The sequence below is a fragment of the Streptomyces sp. NPDC050485 genome (genome assembly GCF_044458185.1).
Classification (GTDB): domain Bacteria; phylum Actinomycetota; class Actinomycetes; order Streptomycetales; family Streptomycetaceae; genus Streptomyces.
Window position 1 is genome coordinate 228,480 of record NZ_JBITHR010000011.1, and the last position, 18,247, is coordinate 246,726.

Here is an 18,247-nt window from a genome sequence, read left to right on the forward strand (position 1 = left end):
TGGAGATGTATCTTGGAGGGATGGAGATGAGTGACCTGTACCAGCTCGGCCGCCGGCTCGCCGAGATCGCCCTCGAAGACATGGGCGCCAATGAACTCGGCCTGGCCCCCGGCGAGTTCCTCGTCCTGCAGGACCTCTTCCTCAATGGACGCAGCGCCATCAAGGACATCGCCCAGCGCACCGGCCTGGCCCAGAGTCGCGTCTCCACCAGCGTCCGGTCCTTCGCCGAACGCGGCTGGGCCACCACCTCGGCCGACCCCCACGACGGCCGCAAGACCCTGGTCGACCTCACCGACGACGTCCGCACCGCAGGCAGCAAGCGCCGCGTCGGCCGTGCCGACAAGACCCTCACCCAGGCCCTCGCCGCAGCGGACGACGACGAGCGGGCCACCCTCACCGCCGCCCTCGCCCGCCTGCACCAACTCCTCGTGGCCGAACAAGCGCCCCGCCGATTCCCCGACCCGGCCCCCGGCCCGACCCCCCGGACGGCTCGGAAGAGGTGACGGCGGTCTACGCGGTGGCATGCCAGGTCGCGGCCGTGGTGTCGGCAGTGAAAGATGGGCCATATTCTCGCTTCATTTCCCTTTGCGTCATCGAAAATTCGTCGAGCGACAGCGGTGTGCACAAGATGTACACGATTGTCGCGCGTGACAAATTCAGAAGTCCCGATGTTCTCTCTGATCCCGGAAGGCATCGCGCATGGGGAATTCTTGAGCCAAGCGCGAATCGGTGCGAGGCATGCGCGGTGCGCAGGCGGATGCCCGATTTTGCGTGGCTCATGCCCGGTTCTTGAGGGATCGAGGCAGGGTTACGGCCCTGCTGGCGGCTGTGCATGCCCGAATCCCGCCGTCGGGCGCTTGAATTTCGTTTGTTTCGGTGCCCGTAGCGGGGGGCCGGAAGTGTCCGCGTTCCGGATTCCGTTCGCGAGCTGCTTGATAGGGTCGAAGTCGGTTCGACGGGGGTCGGATGCAAGGGCATCCGAGCGGATCTGTCTATGCCCACGGATGGGCCTCCTCGTCGGAATATCGCACTCCGCAACCCTGGACACCTCAGGCAAAGGAAATGCACAGGAAATACTCCGCCGAAGCGGGCGGAGCGCTTCGCGGGACCTGACGAATGGACAGCCGTATGTGCGGCATAACAGGCTGGATCGACTTCGACCGAGATCTGGACAAGGAGCGGACCATCGTGTCCGCCATGACCGAGACCCTCACTCCACGCGGCCCCGACGCCAGGGGCATATGGCTGGGTCCCCACGCCGGCCTGGGCCACCGGCGCCTCGCCGTGATCGACATCGAAGGCGGCCGGCAGCCCATGGAGGCCGAGGGGGCCGTGTTGACGTACAGCGGCGAGGTATACAACTTCCGTGAGGTTCGAGCCCAGTTGGAGCTGAAGGGCCACCGCTTCCGTACGCGCAGCGACACCGAGGTCGTCCTGCGCGGCTATCTGGAGTGGGGCGACCGGGTCGCCGAACGGCTCAACGGCATGTACGCCTTCGCGCTCTGGGACACGCGTACCGAGGAGCTCCTGCTGGTACGCGACCGGATGGGCGTCAAACCGCTCTTCTACTGCCAACTCCCCGACGGAGGGCTGGTGTTCGGCTCGGAGCCGAAGGCCGTCCTGGCGCACCCGGAGACCCCGAGGTCGGTGGACGCCGACGGCCTGCGAGAGATCCTCACCATCGTCCAGACCCCGGAACGGTCCCTGTACAAAGGCCTGTACGAGGTCCGCCCCGGGCAACTGGTGCGCTTCGGGCGCCGCGGCCTGATGAAGCGGCGCTACTGGACCCTGGCGGCCCGGGATCACACCGACGACCTCGACACGACCATCGCGACGGTACGCGGGTTGCTGGAGGACATCGTCGAGCGACAGCTGGTGGCGGACGTACCGGTGTGCAGTCTGCTGTCGGGCGGTCTCGACTCCAGCGCCATCACCGCGCTGGCGGTCCGGCACGGCGATCTCCGGTCGTTCGCCGTCGACTTCGACGGCCACGCGGACCACTTCGAGGACGACGGAATGCGCGGTTCGGCCGACGGGCCGTACGTCCAGGACGTCGTACGGCATCTGCGCCCCACCCACACCGACATCGTCCTGGGCACCGCCGGACTCGCCGAGCCGGCCCTGCGCGACAACGTGGTGCACGCCTGGGAGTACCCGCAGTTCAGCGGGGACATGAACACCTCGCTCCACCTGCTGTTCCAAGCCATCCGGGAGCACTCGACCGTCGCCCTGTCCGGGGAGGCGGCCGACGAGGTGTTCGGCGGCTACGCCTGGTTCCACCTGCCCGAGGCGGTGAACGCGGCGACGTTTCCCTGGCTGGTCGTCATGATGGGGCGGCAGCGCCCCGACGATCTCTTCGACCCGGCGCTGCGCCGACAACTCGACGTCGTCTCCTACGAGAGCGACCGGTACCACGAGGCGCTGGCCGAGGTACCGCACGTGCCGGGAGCCGACGCGGGGGAGCGGCGGATGAGGGAGGTCTCCTACCTGCACCTGACCCGGTTCGTGACCATGCTGCTCGACCGCAAGGACCGCCTGAGCATGGCGCACGGACTGGAAGTACGGGTGCCGTTCTGCGACCACCGTCTCGTGGAGTACCTCTTCAACACCCCCTGGTCGATGAAGACGTTCGACGGGCGGGAGAAGAGTCTGCTGCGTGCCGCGGTCCGCGACGTGCTGCCCCAGTCGGTGCTCGACCGGCGCAAGAGCCCCTACCCGGCCACCCAGGACCCCGCCTACGGCCTCGCCCTGCGGGCCGCACTCGCCGATCTCGTGGCTGACAGCACCGCGCCGGTACTGCCGCTGCTCGACCAGCAGGCCGTCAAGGCCCTGCTCGCGACACCGCCCGACGGGACCTCGACCACTCTGACCCGCATCAGCCTGGAAATGGTCCTGGACCTGAACTCCTGGCTGCGGTACCAGGATGTGCGCGTCGACCTGTGACGCCGTCCGTGCGTTCCCAACATCTCTCCGATGGGAGTGACCCCATGCGTACCCACGAGTTGAAGACCGGCAGGACATTCGGCGTCAACTTCGACCATGGTGAGGACTTCCTGGCGACCCTGGCCCGCTTCTGCGCGGACAACGACGTCCGCCAGGGTTATGTGCCGATGTTTCTCGCCGCGTTCACCGAGACCGAGATCGCGGGAACCTGCCAGCGGGTGGAGACGCCCGAAGCGCCGGTGCGCCTGCCTGTCCACCTGGAGAAGGTCGAGGCCATGGGCTGCGGCACCTTCTCCTACGACCCCGACAAGGACGCGATCGTGCCGCACGTCCACGTCACCGTCGGCCTGAAGCAGCAGGCGGCCCTGGCGTACTCCAGCCACCTGATTTCGGCGCAGGTCCAGTACCTCACCGAAATGCTCGTCGTCGAAGTCCTCACACCCGAGATGCGCCGCCCGGTGCACCCCGAGCTGTGGGACGTCCCTCTGCTGACCTTCGAGGACTGAGCGCCATGGCACCCGAAGCCTTTCCGTTCCCCGATGAGCCGCTGGGCGCCGTACCGCGCAGCTGTGCGTGGCGGCGGGCCCACGACCCGCTGGGTGAGGCCGAGCTGCCCAGCGGCGACGTCGTGGCCGTCGCGGTGCGCCACGCCGATGTCGAGGCCGTGCTCGCCGACCCCCGCTTCAGCCGTGACCTCAACCGGGCCGGCTCGCCCCGGCTGCAGCCCGACGCCGACATGTCCGAGGACCGCGACACCCTGATCAACCTCGACCCGCCCCGCCACACCCGGCTGCGCCAGATCCTCAACCGTGCGTTCTCCGTGCGCAGCAGTGAACGCTGGCGCCCGCGCATCCGCACCGTCGTGCGGGAGCTCGTCGGCACCATGGTGGCGGCCGGCCCGCCCGGCGATCTGATGGTGGCATTGGCGCAGCCGCTGCCGATCCGGGTGATCGCGGAGATCCTCGGCGTCGCCGACGCCGACCTCGCACAGTTCCGTCGCTGGGCCGAGACCGCCATGACCATCGGACCCGAGCGGGCGGCCGAACGCTCCGGTGAGCGCGAGGAGTTCTACGCCTACGTCGCCGACCTCGTCGCACGCCACCGCCGCGAGCCCGGCACGGACCTGCTCGACGACATGATCGAGGCACGGGACGGCGGCGACCGGCTCAGCGAGGCGGAACTCATCGACACCGTCCGCTCCCTGCTGCTCGCCGGACACGAGACCACCATGACCACCATCGGCCGCGGGGCGTTCACGCTGCTGCGCCACCGCGACCAGTACGAGGATCTCGTGGCCGACCCTGCCCTCGTCCCCGCGGCAGTCGAGGAGATCCTGCGCCACGACTTCCCCGCCGACGTGGGTTTCCTGCGCGTGGCGGTAGAGGACGTCGAACTGCCCTCGGGTTGTGTGCGCACGGGGCAGGGCGTGATGCCGCTGATCTCCTCGGCGCACCGCGACGACGCGCAGTTCACCGACCCGGACCGGTTCGACATCCACCGGCCGATGCCCAAGGGGCATCTGGCCTTCGGCAAGGGGCCGCACTACTGCATCGGCGCGCATCTCGCGCGCATCCAGTTGCAGGAGGCCTTCGACGCCCTCGTGCGCGGTGTCCCGGGCCTGCGCCTGGCCGTGCCCGCGCACGAGGTGCCATGGCAGCCCGGCATGGTCACCCATGCCCTGGCCGCCCTGCCCATCACCTGGTGACCTTCACGACGGGGGCCCTATGAACACCGCAGCACCGAACCCGCTCTACCAATCGGACGACCTGGCGCGCCTGACCAGCGACCTGCCCGTCATCGGCCGCATCGCCGCCTGGTGCGAGGAATTCCTGTGCCGGCCACACAGCGACCTCGGCCGCACCGGCTCGGTGTGTCCCTTCATGCCGCGTGCCCTGGCGATGAACCGGATCGGCTTCACCGTCGTGCACACACGCGACCGCGCCCAGGCCGACATCGACACCACCATCGCGGCATACCGGACCATCTTCCTGGAGACGGAACCGACATCGGGTCCCGGCGCCTTGGAGAAGGCGATCCTGGTGATCCTGCCCGACGTCAGCGCCGAGGACGCGCCGGTCGTGGTGGACGGGACCCACCGCAGGCTCAAGGCCGGTTTCGTCGACTCCGGCCTCATGATCGGCAAGTTCCATCCGCGCAGCGAACAGGGCGGCCTGCACAACCCCGGCTTCCGGCCGCTGCGCAGCCCGGTCCCACTGCTCGCCATCCGGCACATGGTCGACTCCGATCTGCCCTTCCTTAACCGCACCGACGACCCCGTGCCCGATCGCATCACGTTCCTCGAATCCTACGAGCAGCGCTTCGCGGGCGCCGAGGACTCACGGTGGTCCGAGCGGGGCCGGGCCGCGCTCGGCGAGATCCGGGAGGCGGGACGATGACGACCCTGCCCCCGCGCAAGTCCGTGATCATTGCTGGCGGCACCCGCGGCATCGGCGCGGCGGTGGCCCGGCGTCTCGCGGAGAGCGGAGCCGACCTCGTCCTCGGGTATGTCCACGACGACGGCGCCGCCGAGGAGTTGGTGCGCGAGACCGAGAAGAGCACTTCGGCCCGCGCCGTGGCGGTACGCGGCGACATCAGCCGACCCGAGGCCGTCGACGCGCTGTTCGCCGCCGCTGAGAAGGCGTACGGCGGCGTGGATGTGGTCGTCGGCTGCGCGGGCGCCCATGCCCGGGTGCGCGGCCCCCTGGCCGACATGGCCGACGAGGGCATCCGCCGGGTCGTGGACGTCAACCTCGTGGGTGCGTGCCACCTGCTGCGCGCCGCCGCCCGGGACGTGCGGCCCGGCGGACGCGTCATCACCTTCTCCAGCTCGGCTGCCGCCCTGGGCGTGCCGGGACAGGCCCTCTACAACGCGAGCAAGACCGCCGTCGAGGTGCTGACCCGCCAGCTCGCCAAGGAACTGGCCGGGAGCGGGATCACCGTCAACGCCGTCGCCCCCGGACCGACCGGCACGGAACTCTTCCTGCGCGGCAGAACGGCCGAGGACGTCGAGGCGCTGGCCCGGCAGGTCCCGCTCGGCCGGATCGGGCGCCCGGAGGACATCGCCGACGTGGTGGCCTTCCTCGTCGGACCGTCCGGCGGCTGGATCAACGGGCAGGTCGTCCGCGCGAACGGCGGGATCGTCTGACCCCCGGTCCGCCGCACTTCACACACCCGCAAGCACAGACCCGCATACGGAGAGGAGCGTCGCCATGCCCGAAACCGGTACGGCGCACGCAGACACAGCACACACCGATACCCGCGAACAACCGGCCGGGGGCCCCTTCGAGGCGGTCGAAGCGGTGGTCGCGGACGCCGACGTCTTCACCGAATTCATCGAGGACGCCGTCGACCAGTACCGTCGGGGCCTCGCCTCGGTGGCCGCCGGCGGCTCCCGCCTGCACCGCCCCAACAGCTTCGGTCTGCTCGGCGGAACCCTGGAGGACGACGCACTCGTGGTGCGCCGGATCGCCTTCGCGGCCAATGTCCGCGCGGTCGACGACGTACCGCTGGAGGAGTTCCGGCAGAACATCGTGCCCCGCTTCGGCAAGCAGTACGACGACGGCGAACGGGGATTCTGGTGCGACTCGCGTCAACTCCTGCAAGTGGTGCGGAAGTTCGAGGCAGAGGGGCTTGAGATGCTCGGTTCGGTCCATATGCATCCGGACTGGCACCGGGTGGGGCCCCCGCACGAGCGCAGGGAGCTCCTCAGTGAGAACCCCAGCCGCATGGACGAATACCTCTTCCGCAATGCGGGCTGGCCGCTGAACGTCATCTGCTATCTCGAAAGCCGGGGCACCGGTGTCACCCACACCTTCGCGGCCTGGCGCCCGCCCGTGGACGAAGCGGTCAAGGCCACGAAGATGCCGATCCGGTTCTTCGCCCGCGGCCACGAAGGTTCCGCGTGATGGCCCGCTACCCGGACATCATCGGCGCGGTGGTGACGCCCGACGACGCGCGCTACGACACGGCGCGCCGCCTCTGGAACGACCGCTTCGACTACCGGCCCCGGGCCATCGTCTACCCGAGCTGCGAACAGGAGACGGCAGCGGCCCTGGTGTATGTCCGCGACCACGGCATCCCCTTCCGGATCCGCTCCGGCGGTCACAACAGCGAAGGCTTCAGTGGTCTGGACGACGGCTTCGTCATCGACGTGTCGCGGCTGGCCTCCCTGGCCGTCAACAGTGACCGCACCCGGGCCGTCCTCGGCCCCGGTGTCCTGCTCGGCGAGGCATACGCGGCGCTGTGGTCCCACGGCGGCACCATCCCCGCGGGCGTCTGCCCCGACATCCGCATCGGCGGCCACGTGCTCGGCGGCGGCATCGGCATGCTGGTGCGCTCGCGCGGTCTGCTCATCGACCACCTGGTCGGGCTCACGGTCATCGACGCGGACGGCCACGTCCTCGACGTCGACGAGCACCACCATGCGGACCTGCTGTGGGCCTCGCGCGGAGGGGGCGGTGGGAACTTCGGGATCGTCACCTCGTACACCTTCGCCCTGAGCCCGATCGCCGACGTGACGCTGTTCTCCCTGGAGTGGAACGCGGACCGCGGCATCGCCGCCCTGGATGCCTGGCAGCACTGGATCCGGCACGCGGACCCGCGGGTGAACGCCCGTTTCAACCTGTTCCCTTCCTCCGCCGACAAGGCCCTGACCACCGGACTGTTCGAAGGCACGGCCGATGAACTCACCACTCTGCTCGGCCCGTTGACCACCTCCTGCCCGCCCCGCACGATGTCCCTGCGTACCCTCCCGTACGGGGACAGCATCGGCACCTGGACCGAACAAGTCCCCTCCGTCCGCGCCAAGTTCACCCCCGCGCTCGCCGCCGACCCGCTGGACCCGGCGGCGCTGCGGACCCTGGAGCGCCGGCACGACAAGGCCCCGCCCGGCGTCAAGACCGGGTTCTACGGTCTGGGCGGCGCGGTCCTGGCCGACGTCCCGCCCGGCCACTCGGCCTTCGCGCACCGGAGCGCCTCGCTGTGTGTGGAGTACCTCGGCCACTGGAGCGACCCTGCCGCCGACCGGGAGCACCTGGAGTGGCTCTCCGGGATCCGGGAGGAGATGCTCCCCTTCATGACCGGCGGGGCCTATGTCAACAGCCCCGACCGCGACCTGACCGATTGGCTGCACGCCTACTACGGGGACCAACTTCCCCGGCTCGTGGAGGTCAAGCGCCACTACGACCCCCGGGGACTCTTCGCGTTCGAGCAGAGCATCCCCGGCTCGCTCACCCCGGCCCAGGCCGATGCCGCGGGACTGCCCGACGCGGTCGTCGCCGACCTCCGCGCCCGCGGCCTGCTCACGGCCTGATCGAACTGGAGCGGCGGGCGCACGGCCAGGCCGCGCCCCACATCAACACCCCACCGAATCCCTTGAGTGAGGACACCGCACCATGGACAACCGCATCAGGAAGGTCGTCATACTCGGCGGCGGAACCGCCGGCTGGATGACCGCGGCCTACCTCGGCAAGGCCCTGCAGAACACCGTGGAGATCACGGTTCTCGAAGCACCGGGCATCCCACGCATCGGTGTCGGCGAAGCCACCATCCCCAACCTCCAGCGCGCCTTCTTCGACTACCTCGGGATCGCCGAGGAGGAGTGGATGCGCGAGTGCAATGCCAGCTACAAAATGGCCGTCAAGTTCATCAACTGGCGCACCCCCGGCGACGGCAGCCCCCGACCACGCACCGTCGACGGGCACCCGGACACCTTCCACCACCCCTTCGGCCTGCTGCCCTCCAGCGACCACATTCCGCTGTCCCACTACTGGGCAGCCAAAGCGCTGCGCGGCGAGACCACCGAGCCGTACGACCAGGCCTGTTTCACCGACACGGCGATCATGGACGCCAACAAGGCGCCCCGCTGGCTCGACATGCGCCGCGCCACCACCTACGCCTGGCACTTCGACGCCCAGCTCGTCGCCAAGTTCCTGCGCACCTTCGCGGTCACCAAACAGGCCGTCGAACACGTCGAGGACGAGATGACCGAAGTCCTCACCGACGAGCGCGGGTTCATCACCGCGTTGTGCACCAAGTCGGGAAGGCGCCTGGACGGCGATCTGTTCGTGGACTGTTCCGGCTTCCGCGGACTGCTCATCAACCAGGCCATGGGCGAGCCGTTCCTGGACATGAGCGACCACCTGCTGTGCGACAGCGCGGTGGCCACCGCCATACCCCACGACGACGAGAAGCACGGCGTCGAGCCCTACACCTCCTCCATCGCCATGCCCGCCGGCTGGACCTGGAAGATCCCCATGCTCGGCCGGTTCGGCAGCGGCTACGTGTTCTCCAGCCGCTTCGCCGACCGCGCCCAGGCCACCGCCGACTTCGCCCGGCTGTGGGGCCTCGACCCGGAGCGGACCCCGTTCAACCACATCCGCTTCCGCGTCGGCCGCAACCGCAGGGCCTGGGTGCGCAACTGCGTCAGCGTCGGCCTGGCGTCCTGCTTCGTCGAGCCCCTGGAGTCCAGCGGCATCTACTTCATCTACGCGGCCATCCACATGCTCGCCAAACACTTCCCCGACCGCGCCTTCGACCCGGTGCTCGTCGACCGGTTCAACCGCGAGATCCAGGAGATGTTCGACGACACCAGGGACTTCCTCCAGGCCCACTACTACTTCTCGCCGCGCACGGACACACCGTTCTGGCGAGCCAACAAGGAGCTGAAACTCGCCGACGGCATCAAGGACAAGGTCGAGACCTACCGGGCCGGACTGCCGGTGAACCTGCCGATCAGCGACGAGGGCACCTACTACGGGAACTTCGAGGCCGAGTTCCGCAACTTCTGGACCAACGGCAGCTACTACTGCATCTTCGCCGGACTCGGCATGCTCCCGCGCCACCCGCTGCCCTCGCTGGCCCACAAGCCCGAATCCTCCGTGCGGGCGGAGCAGCTGTTCGCCGACATCAAACACAAGCAGCGCGACTGGGTGGAGTCGCTGCCCTCCGCCCACCAGCTGCTGCGCCAGTTGCACGGTGTCTCATGAGCGGCACCACCGCACAGCGGCGGGACATCACCGCAGCGGCGAACCAGCGTCGCTTCCGCGACCTGATGAGCTCCTTTCCCACCGGCGTCGCCGTCGTCACCAGCGTGGACGCCGAGGGAGCACCGCGCGGCATGACGTGCTCCTCGCTCACCAGCGTCACCCTGGAACCGCCCACACTCCTGGTCTGCCTGCGCCGCGGCAGCGCCACCCTGGCGGCGGTGAACACCTGCGGCAGCTTCGCCGTCAACCTCCTGCACGCCGACGGGCAGCACACCGCCGAGCTCTTCGCCGGCCCCGATCCCGACCGGTTCGCGCGCGTGTACTGGCGACGCTCGCCCGCGGGCCTGCCCCACCTCACGGACGATTCGATCGCCGTGGCCGACTGCCGCGTCGCCGGTCTCCTTGACGTCGGCGACCACACCGTCGTCCTGGGCCAGGTCGGCGTCATCAGCCGGAGCGACGGCACGCCGCTCCTGTACGGCCTGCGCCGCTTCGCCGCATGGCCGCACCAGTGATCCACTCGACAAGGACACCCATGACAACGAGTCGTGCCCCACACCCCTCCGCCCGCGGCGCGGAACTCACCCGGCTACCCGCCTACCGCTCCACCGACCCGACCGCCCAGCACCCGGACGGCGTCATCGACCTCGCCAACAACGAACTCGCACTGCCGCCGCTCCCGGCGGTGGCGGAGTCGCTGCGCCACAACGCCGACCGCGTCAACCGCTACCCGGACCCCACCGCACGCACCCTGCACCACGCCGTGTCCCGGCACTTCGCCACAGGCCCCGAGCAGGTCGTCGTCGGCCCCGGCAGCGGCGCGGTCCTGCAGCAGTTCCTGCTCGCACTGTGCGGCCCCGGCGACGAAGTCCTCTACCCCTGGCCCGGCTTCGACGCCTACCCGCTGCTCGTCGCGCTGGCAGGCGCCCGGGGCACCCCGGTCCCGCTGACCGCAGCCGGCGAGCACGACCTGCCCGCGTTCGCGGCGAAGGCCGACGCCCGCACCCGCATGGTCATCCTGTGCTCCCCGCACAACCCCACCGGCCGCCGTATCCCGCAGACCGAGCTGCGCGAGTTCCTTGCCGCACTCCCGCCCCACGTCGTGACCGTTCTCGACCAGGCATACCTGGAGTTCGACGAGGAAGAGGACACCAGCGACCTCGACCTGGTGCACGCGAGGCCCCGGACCGTGCTGCTGCGTACGTTCTCCAAGGCGTACGGCCTCGCGGGGCTGCGCGCCGGCTACGCCTTCGCGGCCCCCGATCTCGCGGCCCTGGGCCGCCGGACACTGCTGCCGTTCTCGGTCACCCGCCTCGCCGAGCAGGCCGCGCAGATCTCCCACGACCACCCCCAACAGTTCGCCTCCCGGCTGGAGTTGGTGCGAAGCGCCCGAACGCGACTGTGCGAAGGGCTGCGCGCCGAAGGACTCGCGCCCCTGCGGTCGTACGGCAATTTCGTGTGGCTCCCGCTCGGCGCGGCGGCCGAGCGCTTCGCCGCCGCAGCCCTGGGGGCCGGGGTCCGGGTCCGGGCCTGCCCGGGGGAAGGCGTACGGATCTCGGTGGGTGGTGACGAAGCGCACCGGCGGGTGCTCACCGCGGCCCGGGACTTCGGGCCCCCGGGCGGGTGAGGGGCTTCCACGCGGTGTCGCCGCGTGCTGGGGGCAGGGGACGCCCCGCCTGGGCGGATCAAGTAACGGGCAGCCGGGCGGCGTTGCCCCTCGCGGCGTGCCCCTTTGACGACAACTCCTGGGCGGGGGAGCCGTGGGTGGGGGAGCGCGTTCACAGGCTGCTCGGCCATACTGCGCACGTGGAGCAGCGATCAGAACACCAGTACATGCCCCTGGGCGGTGCCGCGACGGATCCCGCGTACGTTCCCGGACTTGTGCCGGCGCGTGCGGCCTCGCCGGGGCAGGAGCATCCGCCCGGCGAGGCCCTTGAGGATGACGTCGTAGCCGAAGCGGACGAGGGCGGCGGGCCCCAGGCGGCGGCCGGGGAGGAGGCCGCCGCTGGCGGGGTGGATCGGGCTGACGGGGACGCAGAGGATTCCGAAGGTGAATCCGAGGCGGAAGGCGGCGGGCCTGTTTTCGAGGTGTCCGACCGGCAGGGGTCGATCGTCGCGGACCGCCGGGGAGTCCGGCTGCGGTTGGCCAACGAAGAGGCCGACTTCCGGTGGGACGAGCTCAGCGCGGTCGAGCACCGCACGCCGCGGTGGTCGCGCCGTTTCGAGATCGTCGTGTACACGCCGGCGTACCGACGGTTCTCGCACGACGTCGAGGCCTCCGACCGGGCCGGCCTCAAGGAATGGACCGAGCAACTCGAAGCGGTGCTCGACGCGTACTTCGAGGAGTGACTCGACCGACAGGTGCCGGAGGTTCGGCCGTCGTTCTCGGGGTGCTGTGTCCAGTGCGGCGTTCACCTGTGCACGTCGTCAGGGGGCCGACGGTGCACCGGCCACGGCACGGCCGGTGCACCGTCGGCGATGTCACCAGCGGGTGATGCCCATCGTCCGCGCTGCGTCGTGGATGGCGATGTAGTGGTAGGGCGTCATGCCCGATTGCTTGCGCGGAGCATTCCGGTCGTCGTGCCGGAACTCGTCCCGCGAGCAGGCCAGGAGGCTGGTTCCGTACCGGACCGGTACGGAACTAACCCCGTGGACGGGATGGGACTTGGCCGCGGTCTGGCTGCCGGCGTGTGCCAGGATGCTCCGGGCCTGGTTGTACGCGGCCGCGCTGATCTGGCTCGGGTTTGCCGGCACGCGGGTGGCGAGCGTGTCAAAACAAGGCACCCTCGCCGGCTGGGCAACCTGAGCGTTGGCGGCCGAGGGGACGGCTACCGCGAGGGCTGCGGCCGCTGCTGCGGCGGCCAGTGCGGTGCGGAAGGCTAACTTCATGGCTGTGCGTCCTCACTCTGGTGGTGATGGTGATACGAGTTCGCGATGACAGATCGCTGTCAACCCGGTGACGGTGTGGTCGGCCGCGATGAGCTCGCCGATGACGGCAGGGCCGGTCATGCCGGAACCGCCACTGACGAATACGCGCAGGAGACCGCCAAGCGGATCGGACCAGGATCGTCAGTCACTGACGATACACTCTAAAGTCAGTGACTGTCGATAGTGGGGGTATATTGGCCACATGGCCGGAAGCAGAAAGGACGTGCGCGTCCGTCTTCAACGAGCGGCGCTGGAGCTGTACTCCGAGCGGGGATTCGACCGGACTACGGCCGCGGACGTAGCCGCCCTCGCCGACGTGACGGAGCGGACCTACTTCCGGCATTTCCCGGACAAGCGCGAGGTGCTCTTCGACGGGGAAGCCGCCATGACAAGAGCAGTGGCCGATGCCGTGGCGAACGCCCCCGCGGGACTGGCGCCCCTCCCGACGCTGCTCGACGCCTTCCTGTCCATCGCGCCGATGTTCACCGAACACGACCGAGAGCTCAGCGAGCGTCGACACCGGGTCATCTCGGCGACACCTGAGCTGAAAGAGCGGGAACTCGCGAAGATCGCGCACGTGACCGACGCGATCACCACCGCGCTCGAACATCGGGACGTGCCACCGCACATCGCGCCGCTGGCCGCGATGTGCGGTATCGCTGTCCTCACCCGGGCGAGGCTCGAATGGCTGGCGGGTGACACCCGCGACTATCCGACCCTTCTTGCCGACGCTTTCGCGGATCTCGCTTCCCTCGTCGATCCGAGCACCGGACAGGGCTTCTCGCCGATACGCAGGTCGTGAGGTCTCGGTGAGAACCTAAGACCACGTCAGTGGGCCGGCGGCACCGGTCACCATCTCGCCCTCGGCGGAACGTCTGGTCAGCCGCGCTTGAAGAACTCGACCTCCCCCAGGGCGATATGGCGCCCCTGGCCCGTCCCCGCCGCCGAGCGTACGACGAGTTGGACGGTGACGACGTCGCTGATGCCCGTCGGGATCGTCTGCGGCCCGGGCCTGTCGTTGAGGGTGATCGCCTTGTGGGCCACCTGCCCCTTCGACGTGGTCGTGACGAGGTCGAGAGCGATGGGCCGCGCCTCGCTGCGGTACACCTGAGGATCCGTCGACGCTCCACTGGTCACGACGAGGTCCACGAGGCGGAACGGCGCCCGGAACGTGAACGTCAGCGAGTCGCCGACCGCGGGGGCGCCCCAGTACCTGTTGTTGAGGCCGTCCGTGGCGCTTCCCGCCGGGTGGCCGGGGATCTCGGCGCTCGCGGTGACCTTGGACGGGCTGATGGCCGTCGCTCCGCTGAGCTTGTCCCGGGTGTCCTCGAACAAGGAACGCCCCGCGGGCAGCAGGAACAAGGCCCCGACGGCGAGGGCGGCCAGGACGGCCAGCGTCACGAGCGCGCGGAACACCCGCCCCGAGCCGCCGCGCACCCGGCGACGGAACGGCCAGCGGGTGCGCCACCACGGCAGCGGAGCCACCGGCTCCGGCGCATCGAGCGGCGCCGCGCAGCGCCGGCAGAACTTGCGGCCGGGCTGGTTCGGCGTGCCGCACGCCGGGCACGGCGGACCATCCGTCTCGCGCACCTCGGCGGGCCGCACGACGGGCCTCGCCGCCACGGGTTTCGCGGGCTGGACGGCGGTGATGGGGGCCGAATCGGCGGAGCGCGACCGCGGCGGAACCGAAGATGCAGGGCTCGTGGGAGCTGCGGACGTCGGCTGCGCCGGTGACGCGACGGACTGGGTGGGGGCGCCGGATGCGGCGCGAGGGGGAGTGGCAGGGGCGGCTGAACCGGCGGAACGAGGCTCGGCGGTCGGAGCGGTGCCCTGTGTGCCGTTGGTCTCCTGCGTGCTGCCCGGTGCAGCCGCGTCGCTTCCCGCGAGCGTCACCGAATCACCCCCCGTGGCAGGCGGGTTCGCCGTGGGGGACGCACCGGCGGTACTCCTTGATGCCCCTGTGCCCGGCCCCGGCTCGCCGCTCTCCTGGGACCACCCCAGATACGAGCCGCAGTTGCCGCAGAAGTCGTCCGACTCCCCGTTTGAGGATCCGCACGCCGGACAAGAGCGCATGGCGTCAACTCCCCTCGTGCGCGGGTGATTCGGGCAGGACCTCGACCCGGCAGGCGACGTGGGCGGGGCAGGACGCCCGGACGATGTCGAGCACCTTGGCCTCGTCCACGGTGCCGGTCCGCCCCGGCCGCACGCGGACCACGACCTCCTCGACGGCCCTTGCGGGTAACTCCGAACCGGCGGTCACCGACCAGGTCGCGCCACCGCCGTCGATGACCTCCGCCTCCACGCCGAGGCACAGCCGGAGACGTTCGACGAGCCCGCGCCGGGTGCCGCGCCTGCGGTGCAGTTCCATGGCGCGCACGACGACGTCGCGGCGCAGCTCCCGGGGCCATCCCGGGGCGACGTCGATGCCCACCCAGGACGACAGCCACTCGACGAAGTCCGACGGCGTGAGACGCGGATCGAGGTAGGCGGGAAGGTTGTCGAGCGTGGACAGGACGGGGGCGAGGACCGTGTCGAGCCCGGCGGTGAACCGCTGCGCCAGATCGTCGTCCGCATACAGCGCGGGCAGCAGACCACCCATCGGATGGCGGCTCGCAAGCCCCGGAATCGCGGCCCTGGTCATCGGTCGGCACCGTCCAAGTCGGCCTCGTTGACGACGACTTGGTGCTGGTAGGAGAACACGAGCGCGTTGGCCCCGACGTCAACCCGCTCCGTCGGGGCGCCGCGGCGTCCGGTGATCGGGTCGGCGGGGAACAGCTTGACCTCCTCCACCAGACCGCGCCCGGCGACCCGCTGCAGCACGCCGAAGACCTCCCCGTACTGCACGGGCCTGCCGAATGCCCAGCCCTCCCCGCCGGCCCCGCCGCCCAGCGGGTTGAGGTAGCTGAACAGTGCCGCGAGCGCGGCCTCGCGCACCCGGTCCGCCTGACCGGCGGGCACCACGAGCCGGGCGACGACCGTCACGCCCTGGTAGGCGGGCGGCTCCACGACGAGCCGTGTTCCGACCAGGCGCCGCTCGTCCAGCGCTGCCGCGATGGCCCGCAACACCTGCTCGGACGGGATCAGTTGCTCGAAGCGCAGCCGGTCGCCCTCGTCCGCGACCGCGTCAGGCACCACGAGTACCCGCACCGCACCGCCCTCGGAGGCGGTGGCGGGCACACAGCGCACCCGGCGTACCGACGGTGCGGCCTGCCGGGCCACGATCTCGTAGTCCTCGGCGGTGACGGCCCGCTCCTGCATGCGCAGCGCGTTCGGCGCCCGCAGCTTCGCGTTGTCGACACTCTCGCCGTCGACGCCGCCGCGCGCCGCCTCCCGGTTCTCCACCCGGGCGATGTACGGAACGGAACTGCGCAGCACGGAGATCGCGCCGCGCGCGACGTTCCCGCCCGACCCACCGCCCGTCCGGTAACGGAGCACCCGCACGTGCGCGCCCTTCTCGGGCACCGCGCCGTACGTGCGCAGCGATCCGTCGGGCTCGCGCACGGCGGGCGGGAACGCGAAGGTGCCCGAGGTCGCGTCGATCACCACGTGATGGTCGTCCGGCGAGGAGTTGCCGAAGTGCTCGACGGCCCGCCACCTCTGCCAGCCCTGATGAGAGGACACCTCGACGACTGGCGGCTCCCCGTCCAGCAGGATCGGCGGCCGGGCCACGGAGAACTGCTGGCCCGCGACCCCCTCGCAGGTCCCGAGGGGCACATCGGTGACGGTCTCCGCGTGTTCCACGGGCGCGGTGCCGCCGACGGTGAACACCTCGGCCTCGCGGACCGTCGGCGATTCGGAGTAGAACGGCTGCCCGGGTTCCGGCTCCGTGACCCGACAGCGCAGCCAGCCCCCGCGGGTGCCCGCGACCACCGACGCGGTGTGCCCCGCAGGGACGTACACGATCACCTCGCCCGGCCGGTTGAGCCCGCCGGTCGTGTCCGATCCGGTCTCACAGGGCAGCCAGCGCGCGCCGTCCCACGCCTCCCACACCAGCGGCGGCTGCCGCGGGTCCACGCCGACGCCCTCGACGCGGCTGTCGAGGTGCACCGAGACGATGCACCGGGGCACCACCGCAGGCAGTCCGAACAGCATCGCGTCACCGGGCGCGGGGACGGCCTGGAAACAGCGGATGTCACGGCCCTCGGCCAGCGCCGTCGTACGGTCCGCCTGCTCCCCGCCGACCGGCGCCGTCACCAGACGGGTCAACTCGCTCGGCACAATGGGCAGTTCCGCGATGGTGGCGAACACAACCCCTTCCTCGGTCTCGCTGCGCGCCGTCGCGACCTCGGCGCCGGCCCGCAGTGTCACCGTCTCGGGCTGCGGCGCCGACAGCCAGAAGTCGACCTCGGCGGTGGCGGCCACCGGCGGGAACAGCCGGATGCCGAGCAGGTCGAGGAACGCCGAATAGTTCTTCTCCGGCACCCGGTTGAGACGGTACAGAAGCTGGTCGACCATGTACGCGAACGTCTCGATCAGCGTCACGCCCGGGTCCGAGACGTTGTGGTCGGTCCATTCGGGCGCGCGCTGCTGCACGTACCGTTTGGCCTCGTCGACGAGCTGCTGGAAGCGGCGGTCGTCCAGATTCGGTGAGGGCAGGGCCATCAGCTCGCCTCCCCGTACGAGGTGCCGTCCTCGGCGCCCTCCTGGGACGGGATCGTGTAGAAGGGGAAGACCAGATTGCGGCGGTCGTTGGTGGACCGCACCGTGTACCGCACGTCGATGTAGAGGACGCCGTCGTCCACGGCGTCGAACGCGATGGCCACGTCGCTCACTTCGATGCGCGGCTCCCAGCGCTCCAGGGCCACGTGCACCTCCTGGGCGATGAGCCCGGCGGTGGAGCCGTCGCCCGGGGCGAAGACGTAGTCGTGGATGCCGCACCCGAACTCGGGCCGCATCGGCCGCTCGCCCGGCGCGGTGCCGAGGACGAGCCGGATGGCCTCCTCGATCTCCCGGTCCCGCTCGACCATGCCGATGCCGCCGGTGGTGCCCACGCGCAGCGGAAATCCCCAGCCGCGCCCGATGAACTTCTCGCTCACATCGGCCCCCCGATGAGGACGTCGAACGCGCCGCTCACGATCTGTGCTCCGCAGGTCGTCTGGTCCCGCATGCGTGCGGCGGGCAGCCCGCCGATGAGCACTTCGCCGGACAGGAGCCCGGCCGGATTGGGCAGAACCAGGTTTGCCGGACCCAGCGCCAGGTGCGGGGGGACGACGCACTCGTGGAGGCTGCCGGTGACGGCGGCCGGGCGGCCCCCGATGAGCACGGTGGCGACCGCGAGCGCCCCCGGGGGCGGGGTGGCGATGATGCCGCCGTGGTTGGTGGCGTCGCCCGTGCGGGCTGCGGGGGGCATGGTGTTTTCTCCTTGCCGATGCTGATGGCCGTTCGCAGGA

19 protein-coding genes are annotated in these 18,247 nt (G+C 70.3%); 13 read left to right on the forward strand and 6 right to left on the reverse strand.

Going from position 1 to position 18,247, the window contains the following annotated elements; all coding sequences use genetic code 11:
• The first annotated feature begins 26 nt into the window (after window positions 1-26).
• The 12 genes from ACIBK6_RS23370 to ACIBK6_RS23425 all read left to right on the forward strand — a co-directional run bounded on the left by ACIBK6_RS23370 (window position 27) and on the right by ACIBK6_RS23425 (window position 12,278).
• Window positions 27-503 carry a MarR family winged helix-turn-helix transcriptional regulator gene (locus ACIBK6_RS23370; protein ID WP_399053239.1) on the forward strand — a complete coding sequence of 159 codons (477 nt, stop codon included), beginning with the start codon at window positions 27-29 and terminating at the stop codon, window positions 501-503.
• A gap of 625 nt (window positions 504-1,128) precedes the next feature.
• Complete coding sequence (asnB, locus tag ACIBK6_RS23375) at window positions 1,129-2,943, forward strand: asparagine synthase (glutamine-hydrolyzing) (protein WP_399053240.1); 1,815 nt, start codon at window positions 1,129-1,131, stop codon at window positions 2,941-2,943.
• 44 nt (window positions 2,944-2,987) lie between these two features.
• Window positions 2,988-3,449 carry a PPC domain-containing DNA-binding protein gene (locus ACIBK6_RS23380; protein ID WP_399053241.1) on the forward strand — a complete coding sequence of 154 codons (462 nt, stop codon included), beginning with the start codon at window positions 2,988-2,990 and terminating at the stop codon, window positions 3,447-3,449.
• 5 nt (window positions 3,450-3,454) lie between these two features.
• Window positions 3,455-4,648, forward strand: a complete 1,194-nt coding sequence (locus ACIBK6_RS23385) for a cytochrome P450 (RefSeq protein ID WP_399053242.1) — start codon at window positions 3,455-3,457, stop codon at window positions 4,646-4,648.
• 19 nt (window positions 4,649-4,667) lie between these two features.
• Entirely contained in the window at window positions 4,668-5,339 is a 672-nt protein-coding gene (locus tag ACIBK6_RS23390) for a DUF6875 domain-containing protein (RefSeq protein ID WP_399053243.1), read from the forward strand.
• Window positions 5,336-6,088, forward strand: a complete 753-nt coding sequence (locus ACIBK6_RS23395; RefSeq protein WP_399053244.1) for an SDR family oxidoreductase — start codon at window positions 5,336-5,338, stop codon at window positions 6,086-6,088. The genes ACIBK6_RS23390 and ACIBK6_RS23395 overlap by 4 nt, the downstream gene beginning before the upstream one ends.
• A 64-nt stretch (window positions 6,089-6,152) precedes the next feature.
• Window positions 6,153-6,848: a hypothetical protein gene (locus ACIBK6_RS23400; protein WP_399053245.1), complete on the forward strand. Its 696-nt coding sequence runs from the start codon at window positions 6,153-6,155 to the stop codon at window positions 6,846-6,848.
• Complete coding sequence (locus tag ACIBK6_RS23405) at window positions 6,848-8,254, forward strand: FAD-binding oxidoreductase (RefSeq protein WP_399053246.1); 1,407 nt, start codon at window positions 6,848-6,850, stop codon at window positions 8,252-8,254. Before ACIBK6_RS23400 ends, ACIBK6_RS23405 begins: the two co-directional genes overlap by 1 nt.
• Window positions 8,255-8,336: 82 nt before the next feature.
• Complete coding sequence (locus tag ACIBK6_RS23410) at window positions 8,337-9,929, forward strand: tryptophan halogenase family protein (protein WP_399053247.1); 1,593 nt, start codon at window positions 8,337-8,339, stop codon at window positions 9,927-9,929.
• Window positions 9,926-10,444: a flavin reductase family protein gene (locus ACIBK6_RS23415; protein WP_399053248.1), complete on the forward strand. Its 519-nt coding sequence runs from the start codon at window positions 9,926-9,928 to the stop codon at window positions 10,442-10,444. The genes ACIBK6_RS23410 and ACIBK6_RS23415 overlap by 4 nt, the downstream gene beginning before the upstream one ends.
• A 20-nt stretch (window positions 10,445-10,464) precedes the next feature.
• The gene (locus ACIBK6_RS23420; RefSeq protein ID WP_399053249.1) at window positions 10,465-11,556 is read left to right on the forward strand and encodes an aminotransferase class I/II-fold pyridoxal phosphate-dependent enzyme; all 1,092 of its coding nucleotides are present in this window, start codon (window positions 10,465-10,467) and stop codon (window positions 11,554-11,556) included.
• Between the two features lie 179 nt (window positions 11,557-11,735).
• On the forward strand, window positions 11,736-12,278 hold the full coding sequence (locus tag ACIBK6_RS23425; RefSeq protein ID WP_399053250.1) for a hypothetical protein: 543 nt from the start codon (window positions 11,736-11,738) through the stop codon (window positions 12,276-12,278).
• A 132-nt stretch (window positions 12,279-12,410) separates the two neighbouring features.
• Here ACIBK6_RS23425 and ACIBK6_RS23430 read toward each other — a convergent pair whose 3' ends face one another.
• A complete protein-coding gene (locus ACIBK6_RS23430; RefSeq protein WP_399053251.1) occupies window positions 12,411-12,818 on the reverse strand; it encodes a hypothetical protein in 408 nt (135 codons plus the stop codon).
• Window positions 12,819-13,059: 241 nt separating this feature from the next.
• Here ACIBK6_RS23430 and ACIBK6_RS23435 point away from each other — a divergent pair, with 241 nt between their 5' ends.
• Window positions 13,060-13,659 carry a TetR/AcrR family transcriptional regulator gene (locus ACIBK6_RS23435; protein ID WP_399053252.1) on the forward strand — a complete coding sequence of 200 codons (600 nt, stop codon included), beginning with the start codon at window positions 13,060-13,062 and terminating at the stop codon, window positions 13,657-13,659.
• Between the two features lie 77 nt (window positions 13,660-13,736).
• Here the strand turns inward: ACIBK6_RS23435 and ACIBK6_RS23440 are convergent, their stop codons facing one another.
• The 5 genes from ACIBK6_RS23440 to ACIBK6_RS23460 form a co-directional block, all read right to left on the reverse strand.
• Window positions 13,737-14,480 (reverse strand): NADase-type glycan-binding domain-containing protein, encoded by a 744-nt coding sequence (locus ACIBK6_RS23440; protein WP_399053253.1) that lies wholly within the window; start codon window positions 14,478-14,480, stop codon window positions 13,737-13,739.
• Window positions 14,481-14,934: 454 nt separating this feature from the next.
• Complete coding sequence (locus ACIBK6_RS23445; protein WP_399053254.1) at window positions 14,935-15,498, reverse strand: phage tail protein; 564 nt, start codon at window positions 15,496-15,498, stop codon at window positions 14,935-14,937.
• On the reverse strand, window positions 15,495-17,459 hold the full coding sequence (locus ACIBK6_RS23450) for a putative baseplate assembly protein (RefSeq protein ID WP_399053255.1): 1,965 nt from the start codon (window positions 17,457-17,459) through the stop codon (window positions 15,495-15,497). The genes ACIBK6_RS23445 and ACIBK6_RS23450 overlap by 4 nt, the downstream gene beginning before the upstream one ends.
• Window positions 17,459-17,893, reverse strand: a complete 435-nt coding sequence (locus ACIBK6_RS23455) for a GPW/gp25 family protein (protein WP_399053256.1) — start codon at window positions 17,891-17,893, stop codon at window positions 17,459-17,461. The genes ACIBK6_RS23450 and ACIBK6_RS23455 overlap by 1 nt, the downstream gene beginning before the upstream one ends.
• Window positions 17,890-18,207: a PAAR domain-containing protein gene (locus ACIBK6_RS23460; protein WP_399053257.1), complete on the reverse strand. Its 318-nt coding sequence runs from the start codon at window positions 18,205-18,207 to the stop codon at window positions 17,890-17,892. Before ACIBK6_RS23460 ends, ACIBK6_RS23455 begins: the two co-directional genes overlap by 4 nt.
• Window positions 18,208-18,247 lie beyond the last annotated feature (40 nt).

What these genes read in the sequence shown, in the direction of transcription:
- ACIBK6_RS23370 (WP_399053239.1), top strand. Translation starts at nt 27, where the DNA reads ATGAGTGACCTGTACCAGCTCGGCCGCCGGCTCGCCGAGATCGCCCTC.
- asnB (WP_399053240.1), top strand. Translation starts at nt 1,129, where the DNA reads ATGTGCGGCATAACAGGCTGGATCGACTTCGACCGAGATCTGGACAAG.
- ACIBK6_RS23380 (WP_399053241.1), top strand. Translation starts at nt 2,988, where the DNA reads ATGCGTACCCACGAGTTGAAGACCGGCAGGACATTCGGCGTCAACTTC.
- ACIBK6_RS23385 (WP_399053242.1), top strand. Translation starts at nt 3,455, where the DNA reads ATGGCACCCGAAGCCTTTCCGTTCCCCGATGAGCCGCTGGGCGCCGTA.
- ACIBK6_RS23390 (WP_399053243.1), top strand. Translation starts at nt 4,668, where the DNA reads ATGAACACCGCAGCACCGAACCCGCTCTACCAATCGGACGACCTGGCG.
- ACIBK6_RS23395 (WP_399053244.1), top strand. Translation starts at nt 5,336, where the DNA reads ATGACGACCCTGCCCCCGCGCAAGTCCGTGATCATTGCTGGCGGCACC.
- ACIBK6_RS23400 (WP_399053245.1), top strand. Translation starts at nt 6,153, where the DNA reads ATGCCCGAAACCGGTACGGCGCACGCAGACACAGCACACACCGATACC.
- ACIBK6_RS23405 (WP_399053246.1), top strand. Translation starts at nt 6,848, where the DNA reads ATGGCCCGCTACCCGGACATCATCGGCGCGGTGGTGACGCCCGACGAC.
- ACIBK6_RS23410 (WP_399053247.1), top strand. Translation starts at nt 8,337, where the DNA reads ATGGACAACCGCATCAGGAAGGTCGTCATACTCGGCGGCGGAACCGCC.
- ACIBK6_RS23415 (WP_399053248.1), top strand. Translation starts at nt 9,926, where the DNA reads ATGAGCGGCACCACCGCACAGCGGCGGGACATCACCGCAGCGGCGAAC.
- ACIBK6_RS23420 (WP_399053249.1), top strand. Translation starts at nt 10,465, where the DNA reads ATGACAACGAGTCGTGCCCCACACCCCTCCGCCCGCGGCGCGGAACTC.
- ACIBK6_RS23430 (WP_399053251.1), bottom strand. Translation starts at nt 12,818, where the DNA reads ATGAAGTTAGCCTTCCGCACCGCACTGGCCGCCGCAGCAGCGGCCGCA.
- ACIBK6_RS23435 (WP_399053252.1), top strand. Translation starts at nt 13,060, where the DNA reads ATGGCCGGAAGCAGAAAGGACGTGCGCGTCCGTCTTCAACGAGCGGCG.
- ACIBK6_RS23445 (WP_399053254.1), bottom strand. Translation starts at nt 15,498, where the DNA reads ATGACCAGGGCCGCGATTCCGGGGCTTGCGAGCCGCCATCCGATGGGT.
- ACIBK6_RS23450 (WP_399053255.1), bottom strand. Translation starts at nt 17,459, where the DNA reads ATGGCCCTGCCCTCACCGAATCTGGACGACCGCCGCTTCCAGCAGCTC.
- ACIBK6_RS23460 (WP_399053257.1), bottom strand. Translation starts at nt 18,207, where the DNA reads ATGCCCCCCGCAGCCCGCACGGGCGACGCCACCAACCACGGCGGCATC.